This is a genomic window from Chroococcidiopsis sp. [FACHB-1243] (assembly GCF_014696895.1).
Taxonomy (GTDB): domain Bacteria; phylum Cyanobacteriota; class Cyanobacteriia; order Cyanobacteriales; family Chroococcidiopsidaceae; genus Chroococcidiopsis.
Genome location: NZ_JACJQX010000004.1, coordinates 78668 through 90757, shown reverse-complemented (window position 1 = coordinate 90757; position 12090 = coordinate 78668). Strand labels below are relative to the sequence as shown.

The window sequence follows — 12090 nt, the reverse complement described above, 5'->3', positions numbered from 1 at the left end:
AAGACAAAAATCGCGTTTTTGTTTGCTCGATCGTCATGTTTTGGATCGAAGGGAAGGCAAAGCAGTTGGATTTGACTCCTAGCTACTCTTTATACTTACAAACCCACAGAAAACTTATCTTGAGTAGGAAAAATGGATAGTAGAATCCGATCGTATTACCAACCTGCTCTACTACTAGCCCAAACCCCTTGTAGCAGTATCGGCATTTCCGATTCCTGTGGTTCTAGCAGCATGACACATATTAACGAAAGTCAGAATGCTTCAGAAATTCTACAGCTGCTGCACAACGGGCAAGTACTGATGGTCAACAGTCGCCGCAGAAATGGCTTGATCGTGATCAAGCGCTTTCATGCAGAATTTGCCGGACCTGGAGCCGCAGTGGGGGGTTTTTACGATCGCGATTGTCAAGCAGCAATACCAGTCGGGAATCTTTCTTTAGTTACGCCTGAATCTCATGAGGACTGTCAGAAAGCTTACTTAATTCGACGACAGTGGATTCGGTTAATGAAGCAAATTACCGAGAAGACAGTTCCCCAGCAACGAGTGCAAAAAATTCTCGAACAATTTGAACAGTATTTTGACACGGAAACTGTAAATCGTGTTTCAGACGAGGCTTTTGCCTTGCTAGTTGGCATTCTGCCCCAAACTGTTGCTATGGTACGCCGACCGAGTAGCATTGAGCGCCGCCGAATTTAGGATGCGGAGTTGAGGGGTTGAGACAAGATAAGGGACAAGGGAGACAAGGGGGACAAGGAAGCAATTCTGGTTTCATCAGCCACTCAGAACTGATAAAAGTCTCTCTAAAGTACGAGCATTTTCCTCTGGTGTGCCGATAGTAATTCGCAAGCCGTTGCTAATCTGTCTGACTAACGTACCGCTAGCTTGTAACTGTTGATGTAACTTGTGAAGGGAGTCGCTTTCTAGGGCGATCGCATCCTGCTGTAACTGAATAAAAATAAAATTAGCCATACTTGGATAGACTTTGCACTGAGGGCAAGCGGTTAAAGCCTGCATTAACTTGCTTCTTTCAGATAAAATTTGGGGAATTGCGCTTAATAAGGTGTGCCGATACTGAAGAGCGATCGCGGCTGCTGCTTGAGAATATGTAGGTAAATTGTAAGGGAGACGAATTTTTTCCAAAGTCATAATTAATTCTGGATGCCCGATCGCATAGCCTACCCGATGTGCTGCCAAGCGAAAAGCTTTGGAAAATGTCCGCAGTACAATCCAATTCGAGCGGTGCAATAATTCGCTAGCAACAGTTGTTTGACTAAACTCGAAATAAGCTTCGTCAATCACGACTAAAATCTCCTGTGGCAAGCTACGCAACCACGCCAATTCCGCTGTAGTTAAAGCATTAGCTGTAGGTGAATTGGGATGGACGACAAACACAACGCGGATGGGAGGATTTTGCTCGTTCGCGATCGCCAATTTTGCCGCAGCTAGATCGATCTCGAAGTTGTCGGGGTTTCGTGCCACAGCGATCGCGGGGATGCCCAAAGTTTGAGCTAAAATTCCATACATCGAAAACGTGGGATTGGCAACTAAAATCGCTCCCTCTCCCTGCAAGCAAGTCGCAATTAACAAAGAACGAATCAGTTCGTCCGAACCATTACCGACAGAAATGTTGGCACTGGTAAAATCAGCATCAGCTAGTACCGCTGACTCATTGACATATTGGGCGATCGCGCTTTTGAGCTGAGCGTGTCCCCCATCAGGATAGCGGTTGCTCTCCAGTGCGTACTGATACATCCAGGCAAGCTTTTCTTTCAACTCCTGGGGTAGATCGAACGGACTTTCATTTGTATCTAAGCGATCAAGCGCAATTGACGACTCAACAGCTTTTCCAGATGGACTATTGGGATGGGGTTTGTAAGCTGTGAACCGAGCCAGATCTGAGCGGATGAATGGCAGCATTACTTGCCTGATAACTGACAGAAAGCTTTAATTATATCCCAAATCTCAGGCAGGACATTAGCTAAAGCGTGGTCGCTATCTAGCTCAATTAATTGTACCCAAGGACGGTGACGCGCAAAATCACGGCTGGATTGAACTGGAATCACTTCATCGTGAATTCCGTGAAGAATGAGAGTAGGGAGAGGGCGGGATATTTCTGTTTCTCGATACTGGGTGGCATCGAGAACGAAATTGTAACTTAGAGGTAGTAGGCAGTTTTCGCCGTAGTGATAGGTCTGTAGATACCTATCTGTCTGCCATTGCTGAAGCTGTGCCGTGCCTAATCGCGGCAGCCAGTGGGTGAGAAATTCAAATGCAGGTGCGAGTAGTACTAATCGTCGAATTTGCGGGTATTTTTGCCCCAGCCAAGCTGCGGTTAGCCCACCTAAACTAGAACCAATAACTGTGACAGACGTAGGAAGTGGTGGTAACAGAGTAACAACTTGATGTAACTGCCGCGTGATTGTTAAATGTGAAAAATCACTCTGATTGAGATCGGGAACGCATAAAGATAGACCGATTTGAGCAAAGCGATCGCATAGATAGATAGCCTTAGCCGACTGAGGGCTAGAGGCAAAACCATGTAAATAAATGAATTTGCTGCTCAAGTGTCAATTTGTTGTTCAAGCGGTTGACAGTTGACAGTTACTGTGCTGTTCGCAGATAACTAACAAAACATGAATCTTCTTACCCATAAATTTAACGCTTTAACGTTAACAAATTCATCTTGACAAATGCATGTTGAACGAGCATCAGACAATTTTAGTATTGAGTAAGTTGACTAAATTCTTGACTAGCGAAGGATTAGCTACCGCAGCACCATTCGCTCCTACACCGCTCTCAGTCACTATTTCTTCAGTTGTCTCCCCAGACATGAGAGAGGTAGAGACAAAGCCTAATAACCCAACGACCTTCATCCGAAAAGCGATTTGTTGGATGGATTCTAATGGTTGTTGCAACTGCTTGGCGATCGCTTCAATTGAAGTTTTACCATTAACGAGTTCCCATACTTGCCTTTCTTGGGCATCGAGTTGGAATCGCGGCTTAGCAACAACATTCTTATTCAAAATGTCAGATGGGTTTGGTAGTTTTGCCGTAAATGGCTTCCAGTCTCGTAATACCCGCAAACCTAATAAAGTTGCCTCCGCCACTGGCAAGCTCAAACCAGTCATTTCGATTTTCGGTAAAGTCGCTTGCGAATTAAAGCTAAAATGACCCCGCGATAATTTAAATAAAGCGCAGACAGGCTGAATGACTTGAGCGTGAAACAAAACCTGTAATTGTTCGGCATTCAACTGTCTGTTGGTTTTCAACTCAACTCCCAGAGGATGTTCTATACCATTTGGCTCAGACAAGATATTGAGTAATTCTGGCGCGATCCAGCCCCGCTTATCGATCATTGAGAGCAAGTGCTGGTTATCGAGTTGCTCGACTATTGCAACAATACCACCTGCTTGAAACCAGAGATAGCAGCTTTTTCCTAGTTGAGAGTCGTCACTTGGTTCAAGCTCAAGCGAAAGTAAGCCTGTTTGGTGAAATTGCTCGATGAAATGAAAAATATTTAGTAAGGAAAATTCTAATAATTGTCCGGTAATTTCCATAATTGGCTATTCTCGATTTGATTCCCACCCTTGCCAAGTCCTGTGATGTTACTTACATCTTCACTGCTATGAATGCTGCTAGATAAAAAGAGCTAAAACTTTTATCTAAAAATAGTACAAGCCATTTATAACAACTGTAGTTGTCGAAAATATCCGTGAAATTATTGATATTTGCAATCGAACTTGGCAAGCTTACGCAGATTGTCCACAATAATATGGCAAAAAAAACAAGCTAGCCGTAATGTGACTAGCTACGAATAAAAGTAGAAATGAATTCGACGGAAACAGGGAGTAGTCTTACCATTAACGCATAGTGACGAATTCTTCAGCGGTAGAGGGATGGATCCCAACAGTAGCATCGAAATCTTTTTTGGTTGCGCCCATAGTTACGGCGATCGCCACTCCTTGAATAATTTCCGCCGAGTATTCTCCTACCATATGCGCTCCTAAGACTCGTTCGGTTTGAGCATCGACAACTAATTTCATCAGCGTCTTATCAGCAGCACCAGTCAAGCTGTGAAAGAGGGGACGAAAACGAGCGCGATAGATTTTGACTCCATCTTCACCGAATTGGGCGATCGCGTCATCTTCTGTCATCCCAACAGTAGCAGCTTCGGGGCTAGAAAATACGGCTGAGGCGACGATTTCGTGGTTAAAAGCACGGCGCAGATTGCCAAATTCTGTATCCGCAAAAGCACGACCTTCACCAATGGCGACGGGAGTGAGATTGATGCGGTCGGTACAGTCACCAACAGCAAAGATGTGTGGCTGGGAAGTTTGACTAAACTCGTTCACCGCGATCGCCTTAGTGGTACTGTAGCCTGGACCTTCTAGGGAACTGGGAACTAAATCTATGCCGGCATTTTCTAAGCCAAGTCCTTCAACATAAGGAGTACGACCAGTTGCAGCTAAAACGACATCGGCAACAACTGGTTCTCGATCTTGGTCAGAGAGCGTTAGCTTTAATCCTTCGGGAATGCGATCGATCGCCGTGACAATATTATCAGTGATGACTTGAATTCCGTGATGAATCATGCCTTGCTGAATTTCATTACGGATGTCGCGATCGAATCCTCGTAAAATTAAATCTTTGCGAATAATTTGGGTAACTTCGCAACCCAAACCGCGCATGATACAGGCAAACTCCACCCCAATGTAACCAGCTCCAATAATCGCTATGTGTTTGGGTTTTTCGGGCAGGTGAAACATTTCATTCGAGGTAATGACATGTTCCATACCTGGAATGTCTGGTTTAATCGGACGACCGCCAACGGCAATTAAGATTTTTTCAGCCGTGACTTTGCGCCCCTCTACTTCGATAGTGTGGGGATCTATCAAAGCGGCGCGACTGGGAATTAACTCGACTCCAGCTTTTGCTAAAAAGTTGATATGCAACTGAGAAAGACGGTTCACTTCGTTATCAATAACAGTGATGAAGTGTTGCCAATCTAAACTCGTCTCGCCAACGTGCCAGCCATAACCCGCAGCATCGTGAAACAAAGTCGGAAAGCGAGAACCGTAAACCATGAGTTTTTTCGGAATACAGCCTCGGACGACACAAGTACCACCAACGAGACTTTCTTCTGCGATCGCTACTTTTGCACCGTAGCTAGCTGCCCGTTTAGAAGCTGCTAGCCCTCCAGATCCAGCGCCAATAACAAATAAATCGTAGTCGAATGTCATGAGTCAATATGTTCCTATGGTAGTTGGTAGTTGGTAGTTGGTAGAAAAATTATCTATCACCTATCAACTGATTTGGTCGCGATCTTCAAGTTTGTGGTGAGATATGTTGGAATAGGAGGGGATTTAACAGGCGTACTGTACGGGTTTAAATTTAATCTAACAAGAAGAATTCTTCTCCGGTGGTTGGATGGATGCCAAGGTTTGCGTCAATATCTTGTTTAGCAATGCCTTTTTGGATCGCCACTGCCAGACTTTGAATAATCTCAGCAGCATTTTCGCCTACCATATGAGCGCCTAACACGCGATCGCTGCGCCGATCTACTACTAATTTCATCATCGCCTGCTCGGAGCGATCTGTCATGCTGTAAAACAGGGGTTCAAATTGGGTGCGGTAGCATTGCATGGCATCGCCGAATTTTTCCCGTGCTTGCGCTTCTGTCAATCCTACAGCAGCAGCTTCAGGACGGGCAACGACAGCGGTAGGAACGAGAGTGTAATCAATTTGTGGCGATTGCTGGTCAAAAATCGTTCGCGCTACCGCCCGACCTTCTGTTCGGGCAACTGGAGTCAATTGCTTACGATTGGTACAATCACCGACAGCAAAGATATGCGCTTGGTTCGTGCGACTATAAGCATCAACCGCGATCGCGCCTTTTTCATTCAATTCTACCCCAGCGTTTTCTAAACCCAGGTTTTCAGTATTGGGGCTTCTGCCTGTGGCAAAGAGTACGGTGTCGGCTGTGACGATCTGAGGATCGTTGCCTTCTAAAACAACCTGCAATCCTGTAGCATCTTGTTTGATTTCTTTTGCCGTTGTGTTGCCGAGAAATTGAATTCCTCTTTGACTCAACCCCTGCTGTACGGCAGTACGAACATCGTCATCAAATCCCGATAAAATTGTTTCATCGCGATCCATTAATATCACTTCAACGCCGAAGGCATTCATCATGCTAGAGAACTCCACGCCAATGTAGCCGCCACCAACAATTGCTAAACGTTGTGGTAGTTGAGGAAGTTCAAACATTTGACGGGATGTAATTGCATATTCGATCCCTAGAATTTTTGATGGTTTAATGGATTTGCCACCCACGGCAACGATAATTTTGTCAGCCGTGACTTTGCGTCCGTCGATTTTTACGGTGTGTGGATCGATAAAAGTTGCTTGACCTCGAATGACATCAATTCCTGCCTGTTGAAACTTGTTTAGAAAAGACTGGCGACGCTGTTCGATTTGTTGATGGACGGAGGCGATAAAATACGACCAGTCAAACTGACGATCGCATTTACTCCAGCCGTAACTTGCAGCTGCGCGATCGTGTAAGGCAAAATCAGCAGCGTAGACGATAAACTTTTTAGGGATACAACCACGATTGACACAGGTACCACCAACTGCCTCTCGTTCGGCAATTCCAACGCGGACACCGTAAGCTTTAGCTTGTCTTGCAGCGGCTACTCCCCCAGGACCAGCACCAATAATAAACAAGTCATAATCGAAAGCCATAGTGAATTAGAGAAAAATTTAAGCACAAAGCTATAAACTTATCGGATTCTCTGTTTTATTTCCTCTCTCTGCGGTCTGTTTTTCCTACTTATGCCAACTTGACAGATTTGCTACAACCGGAGTTATAGCGGTTTTCAATTGAGGAAAACACACGATCTGTAGGGGCGCACAGCTGTGCGCCCCTACAAATGTTACCCATGCAATCGAGAATTGCTATTACCAGCGGCAGAAACGGCAAATGGTTGACTGTCGAGCGATCGCGTCTTTCATGTCTTATCCCACAAACTGCTGTCGAGTGTAGGTGGCGATCGCCTAAAGTCTCAGTATATTTAGTATATTTACTTGTTTATCTATTTAAGTGTTTTTACGTAAAAACGCTATTTTTACATAAACCAAACAAAATTTAAAGATTGAGTAAAATTACAAATTGTTGAGTAGCCTTTTTAACTTACTTAAACTACGATTGTGGCTGACTATAGCTAACTTATCTCTACATGATCGGCTACTTATCTAAGTTTTTTTATATCCTTGCAGGCAAGAGAAGACAACTATTTTTCCTAATATTCTTCTTTCTCTTGACTTCTCTGATGGAAGCAATAGGAATTGGACTAGTTGGACCATTTATTGCCTTGGCAAGTAATCCGCAGGCAATCTATCAAAATTCCTGGCTGCATTGGTTTTATACTCGGTCTGGATTTCAAAACGACAAACAATTTTTATATTTACTGAGTGCAGCAACTATCGGAATTTTATACTTCAAGTCTGTCCTAAGCTTTTACGGTCAGAAGTATGTGTTCAAATTTTCCTTCAAGCAGCAAGGTGAACTCTCAGCCAAGTTACTCCACTCCTATTTAGCAGCACCCTACACTTTTCATTTGAATCGCAATTCAGCATTATTAATTCAGAATGTTGTTAATGAAACCGATAAATTCTGCACTCATTTTATGCTACCTTTCCTTACATCTTTAGCCAATATCACTGTGATATTGGCTTTGATTTTTTTGCTATCAAAAACAAACTTAATAGCAACACTAAGCGTAGCAGCAATTCTTTTACCAGCCTTTGGGTTAATTTACTTTTTCAGATATAAAATTTCGCAATGGGGGCAAGAAGCTTCGGAATCTAATACAGAAATGATTCGGATTATCAATCATGGACTAGGAGGACTGAAAGAGACACGCATTATTGGCTGTGAATCTTATTTTGAGAATCAAATGAAAGCCCAGATTGATAAATTTGCTTTTGCACTTAGCTCCTTTCAAGCATTCTCAATTTTACCGCGCATCTTACTAGAAGCTATTCTAGTAACTTTTTTAGTTGGATTTACAATTATATTTTTACTATCTAATCAGAATGCAGAAAACTTAACTTCTGTTTTGGGTGTGTTTGCAATGGCTTCAATTCGCCTGCTGCCATCAGTAAGTAATACAATCTATGCTTTTGGCATCATGAGAAATAGTACTTATTCAGTTGATAAAGTTTATTACGATTTAAAAGAAATAGAAAATCTAGAAGTCGAGCGGGGTCAAAAAATACTAGACGAGCGAAGCTTACGTAAGTTATTTGATTCAAAAAGCTATAGCAAATGCTGTCTGCCATTCGAGCAAGAAATTATTTTAGACAAAATTACTTATCGCTATCCTAGCGCCACAGAAACCAATCTCAAAGAAATTTCTTTACACATCAAGAAAGGTCAGTCTATTGGGATAATTGGTAAATCTGGAGCAGGTAAGACAACATTAATTGATGTCATCTTGGGACTTTTAGCACCGGAAACAGGAAATATTAGAGTTGATGGTAAAACAATTTACAACGATCTGCGCTCCTGGCAAAATTTAATTGGCTACATTCCGCAGTCTATTTTTCTGATAGACGACACAATTGAGAAAAATATTACTTTTGGTGTTCCAGACGATCTGATTGACAAGCCAAGATTAGAGAAAGCCATTCAGTCAGCTCAGTTAGAGGAATTGATCGAGCAACTTCCCGATGGAATCAATACAGTCGTTGGCGAACGGGGAGTACGCCTCTCGGGAGGACAACGCCAGCGAATCGGAATTGCTCGCGTTCTCTATCACGAACGGGAAATTTTGGTGCTAGATGAAGCTACTGCTGCTTTAGATAACGAAACTGAAAGTCTTGTCAGCGAAGCTATTCGCTCTCTCAGCGGTACTAAAACCATGATTATTATAGCTCACCGTCTTTCTACTCTCGAACATTGCGATCGCGTCTACTCGATTGAAAAAGGTCGAGTCGTGAAATCGGGTAGCTATCAAGAAGTTGTTGCGTGCGTGTAGATTCTGAAAAAGAACGATCGAGCATTTGTCTTAACATAGAAGATCTTTATAAAGTAAATATAGAGAAACTTTTGGAGAGATGACAATCGTGGCACAGGCTAGAAATGTTCTCGGTAGCGAACTAAAAACTTGTTGCAGCGCTCCTATGACAGGGTATTACCGCGACGGTAAATGTAATACTGGTGCAGGCGATTATGGAGCGCATGTCGTTTGTGCAGAACTGACGGCAGAGTTCTTGAATTTTACTAAGTCGCGGGGAAACGATCTCAGCACGCCCGTACCTGAGTTTAACTTCCCTGGCTTAAAACCAGGCGATCGCTGGTGCTTGTGCGCTTCTCGTTGGAAAGAAGCTCTAGACGCTGGTGTCGCACCGCCAATAATTTTACAGTCAACTCACGCATCGGCACTAGAATACGTTTCTCTGAGCGAACTCAGGCAACACGCTCTCGATGGCGCTACAACTGAATAATACGTCAACCTATTCTCTACTCTCTTGCGATCCGCCACTCACCAGTCATAGAAGTTGGGGTAGGACAAGTCTTTTGATTAAAATCACACTTGTAGATGAATGGTTCCTGCCAGTGTAAGGGAATTTCTAGTAAGTCCCGTACCCCAGTCACCCCCTGTCCAATAAAGAGTAATAGGGCGATCGAATTTAAAATAGCATGGACGAGCCGCCAGCGATGGGAGCGATCCTGATAGATATCTTGCATAATCGCTAAGGAAAAAATCATCAGCATTGCTGCCGTCAATCCGATATAGAAATGAGATACAAACCATTCGTTATCGCGACGGAAGACACCTTCTTGGAAACCCAGAATCACTAAACCCATTCCTGTCAAAGTGGCAAACACTCCTCGCCAAAGTTTCTGTTTAGCGCGGTAAAGAAACACTAAAGAGGCAACGGTTGCGCCAAAAATCAGGGCGATGAAGATAACTTGAAAAGAGTTTTTACTCCAGACTTGGTTAGTTGCAATGTGGTAAAAAAGAGGACGGGCAAGCCCTACAAGTGCTAATCCTACTACACCTCCAGCCAACCACTTGCCAAATTTATTATGTTCCACACCAACTGTCGGGGGAATTTTACTTTTATCACCCCCTTTAGCTTGCAATCGGCGCTGGCGCGTCTGCCATGCGAAGTTAGCCACGATCCCAATTAAAGGAAAGATGAAGGTAACAGCGATCGCGGGATGCAAAAGTCTCCAAGCATCGAGTAAGTCTACCATACATAACCTCTGCAACAATAATGGGTTTAATCTGCTAGTCCACTAAATTACGTAAATTTCAATTTATCTGGATGCTGGTGGCAAACAGGCAATGAGTTAAATTTACAACAACCTTCTCTAAATCAGAAGTACGCAGATGGTTGCTAATTACCACCCCCTCAATTATGCGATCGCTTCAAGAATTCCGACGTTCTCAGCCAGCATTGACTTATATCCCTTTAAATCCCATATTACTTTCGATTGCTTGCTGTTTTTGAATCGAAGCGTTCCGTGTAGCAGCACGAATTGATGCTTTTTGCCGGATGCCGATTTGACTCAGAAAAACTCCAATAACTATGACACTGCCACCCATATACTGCGCTAGTGTTGGAACTTCTCCTAAAATAAAATAAGCTGCGAGAATCCCTGCAATGGGAGTAAAAGAGCTAACTAAAGAAGCTTCAGATATAGAGGTAGCTCTTAAACCAGTAATCCAGAAAGTCTGACCGAGTACGACAATAATAGAACCATAAACTAACATCCATTCCCACAAGAAAGAAGAAAATACATCCATAAAATGTCCCCTGCCGTAGAGTATTAAAGCAGCGACAAAGAAAATAACTGTTCCCCAAGCGGTGCGAAAAATGCTGTAAATTCCTAAAGAAACCCGAGAGAGAGTTAGCTTAGCAAGAATTGTGGCTGTTGCTAAAGCTACGGCAGCAGCAATAGTGAAAATTTCACCCATGCCTAGCATTAAGCTTATATTATTTACTCCTTGTAGAATTGGAAACAAAAAAATAATCAAAATTACTCCCGTAAAGGCAATAGATGCACCCAAAATTTCCCAAAAATTAACTCTTTCAGACAATAGCCAGACAGACAATAGCAAAGTTAAGGGTGGCTCTAATCTTCCCAAAAACACTACAGTATTGACATTAGTAACAGCTAGTGCCTGAAAAATTAAACTCGGCGCGATCGCTCCTGCTAAAGTTGATACGACTATCAATCCCAACCACTCTCGTCGAGAAAGTCGCTTTAACATAGCTGGTTGTATTTGCCGTTGATAAATAATTAGCAGTACCAACAAAGCGCAGAGATTGCCAACAAATAAAACATTGCACAGAGAAATGGGATTGCGATCGTTCTGAAAATGTCTCGCACCAATTTCGGTCAGCTTGCGCGTGACTGAGTTAGCTGCACCAAAAATAGAAATAGCTAGCCATAGATAAATCTGTGGCTTAACTTTAAAAGGTAATAATCGGCATATCCCAATCTGTAACAAAGCTTTTCCTCATGCGATCGCGACTAAAATGGCTTGACTATTACTTCACTTCACTCGACTCAAACTTCGTCACTCTGCCTTTTCTCAATGCCACGACCACATCGTAGGTAGCACAGTAAGCAAATGTATAATCGTTAGCTTTGTTGTACAGCAGTACGACCATACCCGCACCACCAGGCTGCACCGCTACTGGCAGCAGATCGCCAAAGAAATAGCGCCGCAGTTCGTCACCACCACCTAGCTGACCCTTGTGCGCGGTAATCAATTCAATTTTCTTTTGTAGCGGTATATCAGTCGGACCTTTCGTTTGCATCTCTTGGGCAGATGCTTGACCTGACTGAGGATCGATCGCTCTCAGTGGTACATCTGTAACCGTCACTAACCCGACTAAAGCAAAGCCCGCTAAAACAGACGTAAGTTTCACTTGATTCACTCCTAAGAATTTGAGAATAAACAACAATTCGACAATTTCAGCATCTATCGCTTACCTAAGTTACGACTGATGAATTTATGAGTTTTTCCTGAGAAAAACGTAAGAATTTGCTCGTAATTCGGCTTTGAGTTC

At 43.2% G+C, this 12090-nt stretch carries 11 protein-coding genes; 3 read left to right on the top strand and 8 right to left on the bottom strand.

Annotation, left to right across the window (positions count from 1 at the left end):
* Nucleotides 1–132 precede the first annotated feature (132 nt).
* Nucleotides 133–696, top strand: coding sequence for a hypothetical protein (locus tag H6G17_RS04230; RefSeq protein ID WP_192154455.1), 564 nt, complete (start codon nt 133–135; stop codon nt 694–696).
* 75 nt (nt 697–771) lie between these two features.
* Here H6G17_RS04230 and H6G17_RS04225 read toward each other — a convergent pair whose 3' ends face one another.
* The 5 genes from H6G17_RS04225 to gorA form a co-directional block, all read right to left on the bottom strand.
* Entirely contained in the window at nt 772–1917 is a 1146-nt protein-coding gene (locus H6G17_RS04225) for a histidinol-phosphate transaminase (protein WP_192154453.1), read from the bottom strand.
* Nucleotides 1917–2564: a YqiA/YcfP family alpha/beta fold hydrolase gene (locus H6G17_RS04220; RefSeq protein ID WP_192154451.1), complete on the bottom strand. Its 648-nt coding sequence runs from the start codon at nt 2562–2564 to the stop codon at nt 1917–1919. The genes H6G17_RS04225 and H6G17_RS04220 overlap by 1 nt, the downstream gene beginning before the upstream one ends.
* 144 nt (nt 2565–2708) lie before the next feature.
* On the bottom strand, nt 2709–3557 hold the full coding sequence (locus H6G17_RS04215) for a DUF4388 domain-containing protein (RefSeq protein ID WP_192154445.1): 849 nt from the start codon (nt 3555–3557) through the stop codon (nt 2709–2711).
* A 303-nt stretch (nt 3558–3860) separates the two neighbouring features.
* Nucleotides 3861–5240, bottom strand: a complete 1380-nt coding sequence (gene gor / locus H6G17_RS04210) for a glutathione-disulfide reductase (protein WP_192154444.1) — start codon at nt 5238–5240, stop codon at nt 3861–3863.
* Nucleotides 5241–5391: 151 nt separating this feature from the next.
* On the bottom strand, nt 5392–6741 hold the full coding sequence (gene gorA, locus H6G17_RS04205; protein ID WP_192154441.1) for a glutathione-disulfide reductase: 1350 nt from the start codon (nt 6739–6741) through the stop codon (nt 5392–5394).
* 494 nt (nt 6742–7235) lie between these two features.
* Here gorA and H6G17_RS04200 point away from each other — a divergent pair, with 494 nt between their 5' ends.
* Together H6G17_RS04200 and H6G17_RS04195 are read left to right on the top strand one after the other, a co-directional pair.
* Nucleotides 7236–9038 (top strand): ABC transporter ATP-binding protein, encoded by a 1803-nt coding sequence (locus tag H6G17_RS04200; protein WP_192154439.1) that lies wholly within the window; start codon nt 7236–7238, stop codon nt 9036–9038.
* An 88-nt stretch (nt 9039–9126) separates the two neighbouring features.
* On the top strand, nt 9127–9507 hold the full coding sequence (locus tag H6G17_RS04195; RefSeq protein ID WP_192154665.1) for a DUF2237 family protein: 381 nt from the start codon (nt 9127–9129) through the stop codon (nt 9505–9507).
* Between the two features lie 16 nt (nt 9508–9523).
* Here the strand turns inward: H6G17_RS04195 and H6G17_RS04190 are convergent, their stop codons facing one another.
* From H6G17_RS04190 to H6G17_RS04180, 3 genes are all read right to left on the bottom strand, one after another.
* The gene (locus H6G17_RS04190; protein ID WP_192154437.1) at nt 9524–10264 is read right to left on the bottom strand and encodes a DUF4079 domain-containing protein; all 741 of its coding nucleotides are present in this window, start codon (nt 10262–10264) and stop codon (nt 9524–9526) included.
* 208 nt (nt 10265–10472) lie between these two features.
* Nucleotides 10473–11525 (bottom strand): DMT family transporter, encoded by a 1053-nt coding sequence (locus H6G17_RS04185; protein ID WP_192154435.1) that lies wholly within the window; start codon nt 11523–11525, stop codon nt 10473–10475.
* Nucleotides 11526–11565: 40 nt separating this feature from the next.
* The gene (locus H6G17_RS04180; protein ID WP_192154433.1) at nt 11566–11949 is read right to left on the bottom strand and encodes a hypothetical protein; all 384 of its coding nucleotides are present in this window, start codon (nt 11947–11949) and stop codon (nt 11566–11568) included.
* Nucleotides 11950–12090: the final 141 nt, after the last annotated feature.

What these genes read in the sequence shown, in the direction of transcription:
- H6G17_RS04230 (WP_192154455.1), top strand. Translation starts at nt 133, where the DNA reads ATGGATAGTAGAATCCGATCGTATTACCAACCTGCTCTACTACTAGCC.
- H6G17_RS04225 (WP_192154453.1), bottom strand. Translation starts at nt 1,917, where the DNA reads ATGCTGCCATTCATCCGCTCAGATCTGGCTCGGTTCACAGCTTACAAA.
- H6G17_RS04215 (WP_192154445.1), bottom strand. Translation starts at nt 3,557, where the DNA reads ATGGAAATTACCGGACAATTATTAGAATTTTCCTTACTAAATATTTTT.
- gor (WP_192154444.1), bottom strand. Translation starts at nt 5,240, where the DNA reads ATGACATTCGACTACGATTTATTTGTTATTGGCGCTGGATCTGGAGGG.
- gorA (WP_192154441.1), bottom strand. Translation starts at nt 6,741, where the DNA reads ATGGCTTTCGATTATGACTTGTTTATTATTGGTGCTGGTCCTGGGGGA.
- H6G17_RS04200 (WP_192154439.1), top strand. Translation starts at nt 7,236, where the DNA reads ATGATCGGCTACTTATCTAAGTTTTTTTATATCCTTGCAGGCAAGAGA.
- H6G17_RS04190 (WP_192154437.1), bottom strand. Translation starts at nt 10,264, where the DNA reads ATGGTAGACTTACTCGATGCTTGGAGACTTTTGCATCCCGCGATCGCT.